Raw genomic sequence first — 17241 nt, 5'->3', positions numbered from 1 at the left:
AGTCTTATTGATAAGATATGATAATAAAAAATGCTCAAAATGATAATTGTTTTGAGCATTTTTTTATATCATAACCATAGTTTGAATAATTTTATCACGTGAACCACAATAATTTTTAAAGTTCACCATTTATACATTTATTATTGTTATAATAAGACGTATACATATAAAGAAAAGATGTTTGAAAATATATTGTAATTTTACGATACAAAACGTTGAGTATCATTTTTTAAATGAAATTTAAAGGTAATTATGGTATTATAATAATAATTGCTATATAAAATCTGGACAATAGGAGGACATTGCCATGCAACATCTTATAAAAAAACATGTATTGAATGGCGAGTTTGAACTAGTTAGACAGTTAATGTCCGAAACAGATTTTATGGAATTTGAAGAAGCATACATCTCTAGTGCTCATGAAGTAGAGAGTATGATGTTTTATACATGTATTCTAGATATGATTAAGGTAGAAGAATCATCAGAATTACATGATTTAGCATTCCTTTTACTTGTTTATCCTTTAAGTGAATATGAGGGCGCACTAGATTCAGCTTATTATCATGCAGATTCTTCCATAAAACTTACTGACGGAAATGAAGTGAAGAGTTTATTACAAATGTTATTGCTTCATGCTATTCCTGAGCCAGTTATTTCGGATAAAAAAGCGTTTGATGTCGCTAAACGAATTCTAAAACTCGATCCAAGTAATAATGTTGCACGAAATGTACTTAAAGATACAGCAAAACGTATGGATAATGTAGTTGTAGACATTAATGAATTGAACAATCAAAGAGATGCACGCTAAAAAATGAGTTATAGTCGCTCAAGTTTATTGAAACTTTTGCGACTATTTTTTTATACATGATTACGTTTGATTATACATTTTTATTTATATTGATTCCTGAAAAATCGTTTTCTAAAATGATTAAAAATACAGAATAGCTAAATTTATACATTTTTTTAGGGTTGCAATAAAAAGTCAGTACGTTATAATTCTCACTGTGCAACTCTAAGGAGGTAAATATTCACATGGGGCTGAATAAAGAAGCTATAAAAATTGGTTTTGCCTATGTCGGCATTGTTGTCGGCGCAGGATTTTCAACAGGACAAGAAGTGATGCAATTTTTCACACCATTTGGTTTATGGTCATATATTGGAGTGATTATCTCAGGATTTATACTTGGATTCATAGGAAGACAAGTAGCTAAGATAGGTACTGCATTTGAAGCGAAAAATCACGAGTCCACATTGCAATATGTGTTTGGAAAAAAATTTAGTAAAGTTTTTGATTATATTCTTGTCTTTTTCTTATTTGGTATAGCTGTCACTATGATAGCCGGATCAGGTTCTACTTTTGAGCAAAGTTTTGGAATTCCTACTTGGTTAGGCGCATTAATCATGACAGTTTTGATTTACTTAACATTATTATTAGATTTTAATAAAATTGTAAGAGCTTTAGGACTAGTTACACCATTTTTAATCATAATGGTTATTCTTATTGCTGTGTTTTACCTATTTACAGGTAGTATTTCATTAGGGGAAGTAAACAGTGCTATGCCTGAAACGAGTGCTTGGAAAGGTATCTTTTGGGGATTAGTATACGGCGGATTAGCCTTTGCTGTAGGATTTAGTACGATAGTAGCTATCGGCGGTGATGCGTCTAAGCGAAGAGTTTCAGGTGCAGGAGCAATGTTTGGTGGTGTGCTATACGCTATCCTACTTGCGTTAATTAACTTCTCGCTTCAAACAGAATATTCAAAAATTAAAGATGTGGCAATACCTACGCTTAACCTAGCGAAAGGTATACATCCATGGTTAGGTCTTGTACTCACAGTCATTATGTTAGCTGTGATGTACAACACGATTTTAGGTCTTTGTTATTCTTTTGCAGCGCGTTTCACAGAACCTTATAGTAAAAAATACCATATATTCATTATTATCATGATGGTGATGGCATTTATTTTAAGTTTCGTAGGATTCGCTGATTTAATCAATGTCTTATACAAATTTATGGGTATTGTCGGATTATTTATTGTAGTAGCAGTATTGATTAAATATTATAAACGTAAAAAAGATGATGAAGAGCATATCGCGTAATCATTGCTTCACACTTTTATGATTAAAAATGTTTATTTTAATCGTGAGAAGTTTAAGGTTAAAAAATACATGAACAAGTATATATGTTCATCCGAGTTGACTAAGTTAAAGATGCACGCTTATATTAAATAATTTTAAATTGAGTCAGCTTTGAGGGGTGGGACTTCGAATTCATCAAAATGGATTCTGTCCTACCCCTTTGTTTAATTATATCGATATTTGTTTTATTATATTAATAGCAAGACAAGTAGAGTAATTATTTGAAAGGGTTAGCCATGATGAAAGAAAAGCTAAAATGGATATGGATAACAACACTAATCATACTTGTTGTCTCACTTATATTGGCTTTTAATTTGAAGAGTCATTATAACCATGTTCATGATAAACAGAAGAGCAAGACAAATGTTCAAATTAATAACAAAAATGTAAAATTATATAGAGATATCTCATATGGTAAAGGTATACCCAACAGCAAATTAGACATTATTACCCCAGCTGATATGAGCAATGATACGAAATTACCGGTAATTTTTTGGATGCATGGTGGAGGATTTATCGCTGGAGACAAACAATATAAAAATCAATTATTGTCAAAAGTTGCAGAACAAGGATACATCATTGTCAATGTAAATTATGCGTTAGCTCCGCAATATAAATATCCAACGCCGCTAGTACAACTCAATCAAGCTGTAAAGTTTATAAAAGAGAATAAGCATGAGTTACCTATTGATTTTGATCAAGTTGTTATTGGGGGAGACTCTGCTGGCGCTCAGTTAACTAGTCAATATGTAGCTATGCAAACCAATGAAGACTTGAGAGATGAAATGCATTTTGAACAGCAGTTCAAGCCTTCACAAATAAAGGCTGCTGTATTTTTTGGTGGTTTTTATAATATGAAAACCGTTAAAGCAACTGAGTTTCCGAGAATACAATTATTTATGAAAAGTTATACTGGAACAAGTCATTGGGAAACAGATTTTAAAAACTTATCTCAAATGTCAACGCTCAATCAAGTGACTCACGAATACCCACCGACATTTCTTTCGGTTGGTGACGCTGATCCTTTTTATAGTCAAAATAAAGAATTTGCGCAAGGTTTGAAAACAGAAAATATTCCAGTAGATACATTATTCTATGATGGTTCGCATCACTTACATCATCAATATCAATTTCATCTAGATAAACCGGAATCAAAAGAGAATATCAAAAAAGTACTGCTATTTTTAAGTCGAAACACATCATCTTCTGGAGTGGAGAGTAACGAGTCATCACAAAATCAGCCAACTCAAAATACTAATGAAGTATCCTTATACCCTTTTGATTCTTAAGTTTATTAAACATGTATTTCAATGGATTCGTGCATTGAAGTACGTCATTGCGAGGAGTACTGTATATGTTCTGAGAATACGATTGTATAATTAAATACCATAACTACATTAAAGAGATTTCATTCAAATTCAATGTGCAATGACTATCAGCATCAAACAATCCCAAAGTCAGTTATCTTTGTAATTTCTGTAAGAAATTCTACTCTGAATTATTGATATAGTAAGCTTGACATAAATACATTTTTAATCCAGTCATCGACTGAAAGCATATTAAAATGCTCAAGACAATATTGTGCACCCCAAAAGCTAGACTAAATTTTAGCTTTTGGGGTGCGTTTTTATAATTAAACAGTATAAATTTGATTTTAAAATTAAAGTAATTTAAGAATAATTCAAAGATATACGAAGTGATGATGCAGTAGATTCATAATAAGTAAAGAATAAATAATCTTAAACTTATAAGTAGTAAAGATAATTTAAATACGCCTCAATATGAGAGACGTATGATGATATTATTTAATATTTTAAATATGTGGTAAAATTTATAGTGACATACTTAGTTAATTTAATATTTTAGCCATTACATATTCGTTATAATATTTTTGGTTTATAAAAAGCTTATCTTTAAGTTCACCTTCGATTTGAAAGCCCATGCCTTTAAACAATTCTATTGCGTTAATGTTTTCAGTAACAACCGTAGCTTCAATACGTCGAATATGATGATTTAAAGCCCATGCTTCAATTCTATTGATAAGTGCTTGTCCAATACCTTGATGTTGGTAATATTCTCTAACACCAAGGTACACCACAGCTTCGTGCTGTGTACGTTCATAAGTTTCAGTATTAACAAATACGTATCCAACAAGTTGCTCATCACTTTCAGCGACATATATTGCTTTGGTAGGTGAGGTGATGTATTTTTCTAAGTGTTGACTTGCGGAAGATATCGTTGGTGAATATTCACCTGGATTGTAGAATGTAAATTCTGATTCATCATATATTTGGCTTAATAGGCTGATAAAGTTTTCAACGTCTTTAATACTAATTTCACGAATGAGATGTGTCATATCAACACTCCTGTTTTGTTAAATCAATTGTCTTCCTTATTATAGTACACTTTACATAATTACGCTTGATATGAAATTATCTAAAAGAAAGTTTAGGAGTTGATATTTATGAAGCCTAAAGTATTGTTAGCAGGTGGCACCGGCTATATTGGTAGATATTTAAGTCGAGTCATTGAACATGATGCTCAATTATTTGCTTTATCTAAATATCCCAAACCTGACAAAGGATCTACGAACAAAATCACATGGTTAAAACGCGATATATATAATCATAAAGATGTAGTTGAAGCTATGAAAGGTATAGACATTGCGGTATATTATTTAGATCCAACTAAACATTCTGCTAAATTAACACATGCAACAGCACGAGATTTAAACTTTATAGCGGCAGATAACTTTGGTAGAGCTGCATCAATAAATAAGCTGAAAAAGATTGTGTATATTCCGGGGAGCCGTCATGATAATGAAGCTATTGAACGTTTAGGCGCTTATGGCGTACCAGTTGATTGTACGGATGTTGAAGTGAAACGTCCTCATATTAACGTAGAATTACAAACAGCTAAATATGATGATGTTCGAACAGCGATGAAGATGATTTTACCAAAGAAATGGACGCTCAATCAACTTGTAGACTATTTTAGTAGGTGGTTAGATGAGACAAAAGGAACTTTTGTACATACTCAAAAACAAGATCATCACTACATCATTTACAATAGGAACATTAAAAGACCTTTAGCTATTTTCAAAATGGTTAATACAACAGAAGATATAATTACATTACATCTTGTTGATGGTAAATTGATGAAACCTAAATCAAAGAAGCAAGCAAAATTAGAATTTAGACTTCTTAAAGGAACACGTTTAATTATGGTTCATTTATACGATTATATCCCTAGATTATTTTGGCCAATTTACTATTTCATACAAGCACCGATTCAAGGACTTCTTATGAGAGGTTTTGAAATTGATTGTAGAATTAAGCATTATCAAGGTCGCATTCAATCAGGTGAGAAGATTAAATATACTAAATAATATATTAGGTGATTCGTTATGCAAATATTATTAGTCGAAGACGATAATACGCTTTTTCAAGAATTAAAAAAGGAATTAGAACAATGGGATTTTAATGTCGTTGGTGTCGAAGATTTTAGTCATGTGATGGAGACATTTGAAACATTTAATCCAGAAATAGTTATTTTGGATGTTCAATTACCGAAATACGATGGGTTTTATTGGTGTCGAAAAATGAGACAACAGTCGAACGTTCCTATTTTATTTTTATCATCAAGAGATAATCCAATGGATCAAGTGATGAGTATGGAACTTGGTGCAGATGATTATATGCAAAAACCATTTTATACAAACGTCTTAATTGCTAAGCTACAAGCTATTTATAGACGCGTTTATGAATTTGGAGTTGAAGAAAAGAGAACGTTAAGTTGGCAAGACGCTACTGTGGATTTATCAAAAGATAGTATTCAAAAAGATGATAAAACTATCTTTTTGTCTAAAACAGAGATGATTATTTTAGAGATGTTAATCAATAAACGTAATCAAATCGTGACACGAGACACTCTCATTACTGCTTTGTGGGATGATGAAGCTTTTGTTAGTGATAATACTTTAACAGTTAATGTTAATAGATTAAGAAAAAAATTATCAGAAATTGACATGGATAGTGCAATTGAAACCAAAGTTGGTAAAGGATACTTAGCTCATGAATAATTTTCGATGGTTTTGGTTTTTTATAAAATCTCGTATTAATTGGATATTGTGGATATTATTTCTCAACATTATTTTATTAGGTGTTGCCTACATAGATTATGAGATTTCAGTTGAAAGTGTATTTTATATAGTGATATTAAACGTAGGATTGAGTATACTTTTCTTATTATTTACGTTTGTTAAAGAAGTCCGTCTATCTAAACATTTTTATGAAGATAAAGAAATTGAAGAAATTAAGCATAAAGATTTGGCAGAAACCCCATTTCAACAACAAGTCATAGATTATCTGTATCGTCATATAGCCGCTCAAAAAGAGAAAGTAGTCGAACAACAATTACAAATTAAAAATCATGAACAAACAATTACAGAGTTTGTTCATGATATAAAAACACCTGTTACGGCTATGAAATTATTGATAGATCAAGAGAATGATGATCAGCGTAAGCGAGCGTTATTATTTGAATGGTCTCGTATTAATGAGATGTTAGATAAGCAATTATATTTAACAAGGCTTGAAACACATCATCGTGATATGTATTTTGATTATATTTCATTAAAGAGAATGGTTATAGATGAAATACAAGTTACTCGACATATCAGTCAGGCAAAAGGGATAGGTTTTGAATTAGATTTTAAAGACGAACAAAAGGTTTATACAGATGTTAAATGGTGCCGTATGATGATTAGGCAAGTTCTATCTAACTCTTTGAAATATAGTGATAATTCTACAATAAATTTAAGTGGTTATAACATAGAAGGACACGTTGTTTTAAAAATTAAAGACTACGGTCGTGGAATTAGTAAAAGAGATTTACCACGTATATTTGATAGAGGATTTACTTCTACAACAGACCGCAACGATACTGCGTCTTCTGGTATGGGATTATACCTTGTACAAAGCGTGAAAGAACAACTTGGGATTGAAGTTAAAGTTGATTCAATAGTGGGGAAAGGAACAACGTTTTATTTCATTTTCCCACAACAAAATGAAATCATTGAGCGCATGTCTAAAGTGACAAGATTGTCATTTTAAACGTGCGTTTTGTTACTTACTATTATCACAATTGTAATAAATAATCGATATAATAAAAGATGTAAATTAAAGAAGATATGATAGTCTACATTAAGTTTGTCTTCGTAAAAAGATAATTTGGTTGAAGTATGACAGGAGTGATTATTTGTCGATATTAGAGGTAAGACAGTTGTCAAAAGTCTATGGTGATAAGCAAGCTTTCCAAGAAGTTTTGAAAGAAATTAATTTAGATGTTGATGAAGGTGAGTTTATATCAATTATGGGACCTTCTGGTTCAGGAAAGACAACTTTATTAAATGTACTTAGTTCGATTGATTATATGACTAAAGGATCTATTACAATCAACGGGAAACAACTTGAGAAGTTATCTAATAAGCAATTATCTGATATTAGAAAAAAAGATATTGGATTTATTTTTCAAGATTATAATATTTTAAATACCTTAACCGTTAAAGAAAATATCATGCTTCCACTATCAGTTCAAAAGTTAGATAAACAAATAATGCATGAACGTTATCAACGTATAGTAGAAGCTTTGAACATTAGTGATATTAGTGATAAATATCCATCAGAGTTGTCAGGTGGACAGCGTCAACGTACCTCAGCAGCAAGGGCATTTATTAATTTACCTTCAATTATATTTGCTGATGAGCCTACAGGTGCTTTAGATTCTAAAAGTACACTAGATTTACTTAAGCGTCTTAAATATATGAATGAGGAATTTAACACAACCATACTTATGGTGACACATGATCCAGTAGCGGCTAGTTTTTCAAACCGTGTTGTGATGTTAAAGGATGGACAAATCTTTACTGAGTTGTATCAAGGTGATGATGATAAACAAACGTTTTATAAAGAAATTATAAGAACGCAAAGTGTACTTGGTGGCATCAATTATGAGCTTTAATGAAATTATCTTCAAAAACTTTAAACAAAATGTGACGCACTATGCTATTTATTTATTATCTCTTGTTATCAGCGTTGTATTATATTTTAGTTTTGTAACTTTAAAATATGCGCACCATTTACACGGTAATCAATCGTTTCCTGCCATCAAAGAAGGTTCACAAGTAGGAAGTTATTTTTTATTTATCATTATTGTGGTCTTTTTGCTTTATGCTAATTTTTTATTTTTGAAAAGACGAGGTCGTGAACTATCGTTATTACAAATTATTGGTCTAACAAAGAAAGATATCATGAAAATGATTATGTTGGAGCAATTGATGACATTTATGATGACAACTATTGTAGGTATCATATTGGGAATCTTTGGTTCGAAAATTTTACTCATGATTGTATTGCGATTATTAGGAATCAACGTGAGTGTTTCTATTATATTTAATTATCATGCCATTTTAGAAACGTTATTATTAATAGCTGTGTCATATGTACTTATAGTCTTTCAAAGCTATGTATATTTACTTAAACGTTCTATTAAAGAGTTAGCGTCTGATGTAAATAAAAAAGAGTTCAGTCATACACGCACAACACTTGGTGAAGTTGTATTAGGTTTGCTAGGGATTATTATGATAGTTAGTGGTTATATAATGTCGACTAAATTAGTAGATAACGTAGAAACAATTATTCAACCTTTTGCTATTTTATTTTTAACTGTTATAGGATCATATTTTTTCTTTAGAAGTACAGTTTCATTGATATTTAAAGCGATACAGCGGTTGAGAAATGGAACGGTAAGTGTCACAGATGTTATGTTCACATCACCTATTATATATCGTGTTAAGAAGAATGCATTTTCTCTAACTGTAATGACTGTTGTGTCAGCAATAACAGTTTCTGTATTATGTTTTGCGGCGTTAAGTCGTAGTACGTTAACAAATGAAGTGTTACTGAGTTCACCACATGATGTTACGTTAAAGAATCAGAAACAAGCAAATGAACTTGCTTTTAAATTAAATAACCGTAATATTGAACATTACTATAATTATAAAGAGGTCGTGTATGCAAAAGTTTATAAAGATCATCTTTTTAGCGAAGGTGTATATAGACCGAAAGAAATCACAGTAACGAGTGATAAATATATTCCAAATGTAAGTACGAAAAAAGGGCAGACAGATATTATTATACCTAGAGGATCTCTCAAAGATGTTGTTAAAACAGACAAAAAAAGGACGGCTTATGTAGGAAGTAAGAAGTTTCGTTTAAAAGTAAGTTTGAGAAAAGGGATAAATAAAGTCTATTTTATGTCTGATGTTGATCGTGGTAGACCGACACTTATTTTAAATGATGAAGATTATCAAAAAATTAGAGAACATATAAAAGAAAAGAATATTGTTTCCCAATATGGTTTTGATCTTAAAAATAAAAATGATTTACCAGAATTAGAAAAATTAGTTAGTAGTATCAATGAAGATATAGAAACAAGAAGTGAAGCGGCAAGTGAAATTTCTAGTTTAACTGGTATTTTATTATTTGTGACATCGTTTTTAGGAATTACATTTTTAATCGCAGCAGGATGTATAATTTACATTAAACAGATTGATGAAACGGAAGACGAACTTGAGAACTACACGATTCTTCGTAAGCTAGGATTTACGCATCAAGATATGTCTAAAGGTTTGAAACTTAAGGTAATATTTAATTTTGGTTTACCTTTAATTATTGCATTACTGCATGCATATTTTGCTTCACTTGCTTATATGCATTTAATGAATGTGACAAATCAAATACCTATTTTTATAGTTATGGCAGTTTATACAGCAACTTATGCAGTATTTGCTATTATAGCTTATAATCATTCTAAAAGAACAATTAAACATTCGATATAAATTTATACTTATTGAATTTGTGTTATTTAATTTATAGATTTTAATATATTTTCAAAACTCAATTGATAATACTAAGCGACATTTTAATCATTGAAAATAACAAATGATTAAAGTGTCGCTTTATTAAATTGAATGAAAATTACAATTAATATTTGAAATTGATTTAATAAATCGTTATTTTAAAGTTGGAGTGGATAAAAGTGTTTCCATGATTTTATCGCTCATCATTTTTAATAAGATTATGAGACACTTATGTAAAAATTTAATATCTAGTTTGTTAAGAATTTGTAAATAGAATTGTGGTTATGTAAATTTTGTGATATTTTCAAGTAGGGACAAAACTGGATGTTGGCGAACATCAATAAATGATTACTATATATTAAATTTACACAATTTTTACAATATAAGAATTGCTAGTTACTTTTTATAATAATTGTAAATCAGTTCCTCAACCACTTGTCTTACGCAAATAAAATTTAATAATGTGATTGATGACAATCGCTCAAAATGGAGGATTTTTAATGTTTAGTAAGAAAAAGGATAAGTTCATGGTTCAATTAGAAGAAATGGTATTCAATCTAGACCGTGCAGCTATTGAATTCGGCAAAATGGACTTCAATACACACTTAGATTTGAAAGCTTATTCTGATAATATTAAAACGTATGAGTCACATGGTGACGAACTTATGCATCAAGTTATTTCTGATCTCAACCAAACATTCATTACACCAATTGAACGTGAAGATATCTTATCTTTATGCAATGCAATAGATGATGTTCTAGATGCTATGGAAGAGACATCAGCAATGTTTGAAATGTATTCAATTGAATATACAGATGAGTACATGGCTGAATTTGTAGAAAACATACAAAAAGCAGTTGCCGAAATGAAGCTAGCTGTAGGATTACTTGTAGACAAAAAGTTATCTCACATGCGCATTCATTCTATTAATATTAAAGAATTTGAGACAAATTGCGACGGTATCTTAAGACAGTCGATGAAACACATCTTCAACAGTGAAACAGATCCAATCACATTAATTAAAATAAAAGATATTTATCAAAGCATGGAAGAAATAGCAGATAAGTGTCAAGCTGTTGCTAATAATTTTGAAACTATAATCATGAAAAATAGCTAAGGGAGTCTTTATTTATGTCATATATTTTAATTGTCACGATAGCTATAGTTATATTTTCATTAATATTTGACTTTATCAATGGTTTCCATGATACAGCTAATGCTGTAGCTACTGCGGTTTCTACTCGAGCATTAACACCAAGAAGAGCTATTTTATTAGCAGCAGTCATGAACTTTATTGGGGCATTGACCTTCACAGGTGTTGCTGGAACTATTACAAAAGATATCGTTGATCCATTCAAATTACAACATGGTTTAGTTGTTGTGTTAGCAGCTATTATTGCTGCCATTATTTGGAATTTAATCACTTGGTTGTATGGAATACCAAGTTCATCTTCTCACGCACTAATCGGATCTATAGCGGGTGCAGCCATTGCATCGCAAGGTTCGTTTGCAGTATTACACTATCAAGGTTTTACAAAAATTATTATCGTATTAATCATTTCACCAATTATAGCTTTTTGTGTAGGTTATATGATGTATACGATTGTTAAAATCGTTTTTAAAAATTCAAATTTAACACGTACTAATCGTAATTTTAGGTTTTTCCAAATCTTTACTGCAGCATTACAATCATTCTCACATGGTACAAACGATGCTCAAAAATCTATGGGTATTATCACATTAGCTTTAATTGTAGGTAATTTACAAGATGGTAGTAATGTTGAACCTCAAGTATGGGTTAAAGTTGCGTGTGCAACAGCTATGGGATTAGGTACAGCAGTAGGTGGTTGGAAAATCATCAAAACTGTTGGCGGAAATATTATGAAAATTAGACCTGCTAACGGTGCAGCCGCTGATATTTCTTCAGCATTAACGATTTTCGTAGCGTCATCATTACATTTCCCATTATCTACTACACACGTTGTGTCTTCATCTATTCTAGGTGTAGGTGCTTCAAATCGTGCGAAAGGTGTTAAATGGAGTACTGCTCAACGTATGGTTGTAACATGGGTGATTACTTTACCTATCTCAGCTGTTTTAGCAGCAATTATTTATTTTATTATTCATCTGTTCTTAAAATAAAAAAGGTTTGTATAATACGTAAGTACATATAGCTAAAGGCCACACAAAGACTGACATTTTTAGTCAACTTTGTGTGGCCTTTTTATTTGAATTGCTTAAAATATAAAATAATGAGGTTCAATCATTCTATTAAAATAAAAAACTACAAGGTATATTCCATTACCTTGTAGTAAAATCATTAATCATCAATGATTAGTGGATAAATGCATATGAAGATACTTCTGAAGCTGGGATAGTACGATAGTTCATATTGTATGGACCATTTGCATAATTCATTTCTGAAATTAAAATACTACCATCACCATTAATACGTTCAACGTATGCTACATGACCATATGGTCCAGGTGTACTTTGCATAATTGCACCAACAGATGGAGTATTATCAACTTGATAACCATCATTCGCTGCATTTGACGCCCAGTATTTTGCATCAGACCAGTAAGTACTGATAGGTTTACCAGCTTGTGAACGTTTGTCGAACACATACCATGTGCATTGACCTTCAGTGTATAAGTTTTGATGGTTGAATGAAGGTGAAGTATAATTACCGCTAGTTTGAGTTGCTGTACCACCTGATCCTGAACCAGAACCACCATTAGGGATAGTTAATATTTGGTTAGGCATAATTAAATAACCATTTAGATGATTTGCTTGCATTAATGCATCAACTGAAACACCATATTTATTAGCTATGATGTTTAATGATTCACCTGCTACTACAGTATGTGAAGATGCTGAACTTGAAGAAGTGTTTGAACTAGTATTTTGTGAAGCACTTCCACCTACATTAATAACTTGTCCTGGGAATACCATATTGTTGCTAAGATTATTATTCTGCTTAATGCTTTCTACTGAAGTATTGTATTGTTGTGCAATAGTCCATAAGGATTCTCCAGATTGAACCTTATGTTGTGTAGAAGCTTCAGCATCATGATGTGATAGAACTGCTGCTGCGCCTGAAGCGGCTGTAATTGCAAAGGCTAACTTTTTCAAAGTAACTCCTCCTTAAATATAACAAAGATTTAATTGATTTAAGTTTAATGATTTAGATAATTGTCCCGACAAGTCTCTGTACATTAACTTTTTGTTTTTTTATTACGTACCCCATACTAACAAAAATATTTGACTTTGTGGGCTTTGTTATTATCTTGTAACATTGTTAAAATAATGTATTGTTCTGAACATTTATTAAAGAAAGTTGATATATCGCTATTTATAAGACATATTTCGTTACTTTTCTTAATATTTATTAGATAAATTGTAATAAAGTAAAGTTCAATGTAATGAGTTTTCTAAAACTTCTATATATTTAGAATTTATGAACTTAAATACTTTTGTAATTCTTTATAGTGTTGTAAAATTTTTATTACCTAATTATTTAATATAGAAAAGGAGTTATTATAATGTCACAATCGACACACCAATCAACTGATCATAAAAGACAATCTCAAGATAAGAACCAAACACATGCCTATGCAAAAGTTTGGTTATATTTTATGTATTATTGGATGATTTTTGGGATTGGTTGTTATTTTGGACAATATCTTCCTATGTCATGGAGAAAACCATTGTCTCTAGGATTGTTAATTCTGATATTAGCAACGTTGTTTATTAAACGTGCGCGAAAATATGGATTAGTGATCTCTCATATATACGCTATTATTGTAGGTTTGCTTTCGTATGCTCTTTTTACGACTTACTTACAAAATTTAGGAGCAGAAGTATTCTATAAAAATATTATTCTTGCTATTGGTGCATTTATAGCTTTTGGTATTATAGGTTACTTTTTAATAAAAGACGCTTCGAGTATGGGAAAATATTTGTTTGTGACATTAATTGCGCTAATTATAGCTGGGATTATAGGGATATTTATTAATAATCCAATTTTTCATACTGTCATTACAATAGTGAGCTTATTATTGTTTCTCCTTTATACTTTATACGATTTTAATAGAATGAAAAGAGGTCAATTCTCACCAAGAGAAATGGGATTTAATTTGTTTATCAACTTATTAAATATCATCGAAGATATACTTAGTTTAGCAAATCGCTTTAAAAACTAAAGAGATTATGAATGAATTAAAAGATGTGATCGTGTTTCTCTATCAGAGAGTTTCTGGGTTTTTCATTTAATGTTGAACTCTCAACACGACACATCTTTTTTTATATCTAATAGAAAAGATGAAGTACAAAAATAAAAAAATGATTAAATATATCTTTTTCTTTTTGATTTATTTTTATATTGTGTTAGATTATTTTCTGATACTTGTGAAAATTTACATGAATTGATATGGGCATAAAAGACTGAGGGAAAGAGGTAAAGATATGGCAAATTCTTGTTTGCATATACTTTCAAAAAAAGAATATACGGCAACACGATGTCAAGACGGCATTTTATTATTTTGGCCTATCGAAGGGAGTATGCACTTTCAACAATTTATGAAAGAAAGGATACTCTCAGATGAGTTATATATTGTGAATAATATGGATGTGTTTAGTATCAGTGACAATGGCATCACACTAGAAGTATATATTTCTAGTGATTGGTTTACAGAGTTAGGCTATTCTTTTTTTAATTACCATTATATTTCGGATTTAATACAATCTAAGAAAGAAATTAAAGAACTAGTTGCTCAACTTACGTTGAATTTTTTAGATAATGATGTGGATAAAGAGCAAGATATTATCAATAAAATTGTTCATATTCTTGCTAATGAGGCTATTATTGACAAAAAAATTGCTGAAGACCAATATATGTATGATTATTATGGTGAGTTAAAGGATGAATTGAATTATATATATAATCACATCGAAGAAAGACTTACTCTAAAAGATATTTCCAATAAATTATATGTTTCTAAGTCCAACCTTTCTACGCAGTTTCATTTGTTATTAGGTATGGGATTTAAAAAATATATAGATACACTTAAAATTAGTAAATCTATAGAGATGCTACTTACGACAACTAAAACGATAAGCCAAATTAGTGAAACGTTAGGATTTAGTAATGTATCTACATATTCTAGACAATTCAAAAATTATTTAAGTGTAACGCCCAATGCATATCGTGCAATGAAAAAATATGATAAGTACAATGGATGTTCTGATGATGATGTTTCAGAACACTTAAAATCATGTGTACAATCATTAATATGTTCTAAAATGCCAACGAATGAGTTAGATAATTATGATGAAATTGTTATTGACCAATATCCAATTTCTAATGTTTCAACGTTTTATTCTGTCGTTCAAATTAATTCAATTGATGAAATTAAAATGTTGTTTTTGCAAGGTATTCATAAAAAAATAGGGTATGAAGGTTCAAATATTATTTTTTGTATTATGCCTAACTTATGCCAATATAAGAATTTGTTCTCTCAAGAAGAGATGAATGATATCATTAAAATTATTATTGAATATCGCTTGCACGTCGCATTTAGCATCGATAAAATCGAGCAAATATATGAACTTAATCAACTTTTTACATATCAATATGAAAACTTAAAAATTATGAATAAATGTTCTGTTTCAGATTACAATGTGCAATTTATATTTAATTTGAACGAAAAAAGTATTCGAGAAATTTATCGTAATATCTTGAAGATACAAAACATCGAATTGGAATATAAAATAGGTTTAGATATTAGTTGCATGTTTAATGACACTGCACAATTTAAATCATTAGCTTCGCAAATAAAGCGTTTAAAATTTGACTATCTTTATATTGATAATGCTAGATTAAAGTCACCCTATTTACTTGATAATGAGGAAGGTTTATTACTCAAAAATATTCTACAATTTAAGCATTTAATAGATGATTTAAAGCAGTTTGATTTTAGTAGTGAAAATTTAATTTTTCTAAATTTATATAATCATCAATTACTGAATAATAATGAAATTGATTTAAGTAATAGCGCTCCATTACTATTTAAAACGATTTCAAAACTAAAAAAACATTTTAAAGGCTACGGATTAAATGTATTTTCAAATCCTAAAGTCTTTAACGCTGTACATTTATTTGATGAGAATGGGTTTAAAACAACGTTTGGACTGATTTTTAATCATTTGAGTTGGATGACTAATCAAAACCAAATTGAACAACGATTCTATAATATTATTGAAAATGCTGATCAATATTATCTCTACTTATATGATTGGCGTGTGATTGAAAGTGAATCTAATGAGAGCGACTTTAAAGACGTTGATATATGGATTAACTTTGAAGATGAAGCGTTAATAGATGAATATATTTGTGTGATTGCTAAAGTTGATGATGAAGGTGGCAATATTAATCATATGATTTCTCAAAACTTACGTCACAAATATGTTTGGTCTACACCGTTCTTGATGAGAGTTGAGGAGAACTTTAGACCATACATGCACATTATGGAACATGACTTTAAAAAGGGCCCATTGAAAATCAGAATGAAATATAATGCAGTATATTTAGTTGAAATATATAAAAAAGATAAAATAAATAAAAGGCGTAGCACAACTTAAATTGTGTTTATTCGTAATTTTGACAATTGTTTAAAAACAAATGTCAAAGACAATTATCCAAATATTTAAGATAATGATATATGCGTTGTCTACTTATATTTGGAGGTGCAGATTTTGAATGAGCAGAAATTAATTAAATTACTAGAATTTTACAAACAATATAAAGCATTATCTGGATATATAGATAAAAAATATAAGTTGACGTTAAACGATCTTGCTGTACTATATTTAGCTAAAAAATATTGCTTAGATGAGCGAATTCTTATGCAAACTTTTCTAAAACTGGCTACAGGAGAGTTAGATATTAGTAGAACTAAGATTTTGATGTCTATTAGAAGATTGATAGACAAAGAAAAGTTAAATAAAGTAAGATCGAATAGAGATGAAAGAAAAATTTTTCTATATATGGATGAAAATAATATGAGTGAATTTGATGCTTTATTTGAAGATGTTGAAAAATTCTTAAGTTATTAATGACATTTTAATCGATATACAAAATGTATAGAGATGTGTCGAAATGAATCAAGCTACATAAAAT

Annotated in this window: 15 protein-coding genes; 13 read left to right on the top strand and 2 right to left on the bottom strand. The window is 30.0% G+C overall.

All coding sequences use genetic code 11. The annotated features are described in order from the left end of the window. Nucleotides 1-307 precede the first annotated feature (307 nt). The 3 genes from NST35_RS10380 to NST35_RS10370 all read left to right on the top strand — a co-directional run bounded on the left by NST35_RS10380 (nt 308) and on the right by NST35_RS10370 (nt 3428). Nucleotides 308-808, top strand: coding sequence for a hypothetical protein (locus NST35_RS10380; protein WP_001832127.1), 501 nt, complete (start codon nt 308-310; stop codon nt 806-808). Between the two features lie 224 nt (nt 809-1032). Continuing rightward, nucleotides 1033-2100 carry a YkvI family membrane protein gene (locus NST35_RS10375; RefSeq protein ID WP_001832177.1) on the top strand — a complete coding sequence of 356 codons (1068 nt, stop codon included), beginning with the start codon at nt 1033-1035 and terminating at the stop codon, nt 2098-2100. A 278-nt stretch (nt 2101-2378) separates the two neighbouring features. After that, complete coding sequence (locus NST35_RS10370) at nt 2379-3428, top strand: alpha/beta hydrolase (protein ID WP_002438830.1); 1050 nt, start codon at nt 2379-2381, stop codon at nt 3426-3428. 560 nt (nt 3429-3988) lie between these two features. Here NST35_RS10370 and NST35_RS10365 read toward each other — a convergent pair. Then, nucleotides 3989-4495, bottom strand: a complete 507-nt coding sequence (locus tag NST35_RS10365; protein WP_001832115.1) for a GNAT family N-acetyltransferase — start codon at nt 4493-4495, stop codon at nt 3989-3991. A 108-nt stretch (nt 4496-4603) separates the two neighbouring features. Here NST35_RS10365 and graX point away from each other — a divergent pair, with 108 nt between their 5' ends. The 7 genes from graX (at nt 4604) to NST35_RS10330 (ending at nt 12203) form a co-directional block, all read left to right on the top strand. After that, on the top strand, nt 4604-5527 hold the full coding sequence (gene graX, locus NST35_RS10360) for an auxiliary protein GraX/ApsX (protein WP_001832033.1): 924 nt from the start codon (nt 4604-4606) through the stop codon (nt 5525-5527). A gap of 18 nt (nt 5528-5545) precedes the next feature. Then, the gene (graR, locus tag NST35_RS10355) at nt 5546-6220 is read left to right on the top strand and encodes a response regulator transcription factor GraR/ApsR (RefSeq protein ID WP_001832046.1); all 675 of its coding nucleotides are present in this window, start codon (nt 5546-5548) and stop codon (nt 6218-6220) included. Continuing rightward, complete coding sequence (gene graS / locus NST35_RS10350) at nt 6213-7253, top strand: histidine kinase GraS/ApsS (protein ID WP_002438833.1); 1041 nt, start codon at nt 6213-6215, stop codon at nt 7251-7253. Before graR ends, graS begins: the two co-directional genes overlap by 8 nt. Nucleotides 7254-7398: 145 nt before the next feature. Beyond that, entirely contained in the window at nt 7399-8160 is a 762-nt protein-coding gene (gene vraF / locus NST35_RS10345; RefSeq protein ID WP_001833013.1) for an ABC transporter ATP-binding protein VraF, read from the top strand. After that, nucleotides 8150-10039, top strand: coding sequence for an ABC transporter permease VraG (gene vraG / locus NST35_RS10340; RefSeq protein ID WP_001832022.1), 1890 nt, complete (start codon nt 8150-8152; stop codon nt 10037-10039). Before vraF ends, vraG begins: the two co-directional genes overlap by 11 nt. Before the next feature lie 521 nt (nt 10040-10560). Further along, nucleotides 10561-11178 carry a DUF47 domain-containing protein gene (locus tag NST35_RS10335; RefSeq protein ID WP_002457534.1) on the top strand — a complete coding sequence of 206 codons (618 nt, stop codon included), beginning with the start codon at nt 10561-10563 and terminating at the stop codon, nt 11176-11178. Nucleotides 11179-11192: 14 nt separating this feature from the next. Continuing rightward, entirely contained in the window at nt 11193-12203 is a 1011-nt protein-coding gene (locus NST35_RS10330; RefSeq protein ID WP_001832181.1) for an inorganic phosphate transporter, read from the top strand. A gap of 192 nt (nt 12204-12395) precedes the next feature. Here the strand turns inward: NST35_RS10330 and NST35_RS10325 are convergent, their stop codons facing one another. Then, nucleotides 12396-13196, bottom strand: coding sequence for a LysM peptidoglycan-binding domain-containing protein (locus tag NST35_RS10325; RefSeq protein WP_001832086.1), 801 nt, complete (start codon nt 13194-13196; stop codon nt 12396-12398). 410 nt (nt 13197-13606) lie between these two features. On the opposite strand from NST35_RS10325, the gene NST35_RS10320 reads away from it, so the two are divergent. The 3 genes from NST35_RS10320 (at nt 13607) to NST35_RS10310 (ending at nt 17177) form a co-directional block, all read left to right on the top strand. Then, nucleotides 13607-14266: a Bax inhibitor-1/YccA family protein gene (locus tag NST35_RS10320; RefSeq protein ID WP_001832176.1), complete on the top strand. Its 660-nt coding sequence runs from the start codon at nt 13607-13609 to the stop codon at nt 14264-14266. A 262-nt stretch (nt 14267-14528) separates the two neighbouring features. Next, nucleotides 14529-16703 carry a helix-turn-helix transcriptional regulator gene (locus NST35_RS10315; protein ID WP_001832107.1) on the top strand — a complete coding sequence of 725 codons (2175 nt, stop codon included), beginning with the start codon at nt 14529-14531 and terminating at the stop codon, nt 16701-16703. Nucleotides 16704-16817: 114 nt separating this feature from the next. Beyond that, on the top strand, nt 16818-17177 hold the full coding sequence (locus NST35_RS10310) for a transcriptional regulator, SarA/Rot family (protein WP_002455993.1): 360 nt from the start codon (nt 16818-16820) through the stop codon (nt 17175-17177). Nucleotides 17178-17241: the final 64 nt, after the last annotated feature.

Source organism: Staphylococcus sp. FSL W8-0304 (assembly GCF_038006565.1).
Taxonomy (GTDB): Bacteria; Bacillota; Bacilli; order Staphylococcales; family Staphylococcaceae; genus Staphylococcus; species Staphylococcus epidermidis.
Note: the sequence above shows the minus strand (reverse complement) of the source record. Positions and strands in the feature narration are given on the sequence as shown.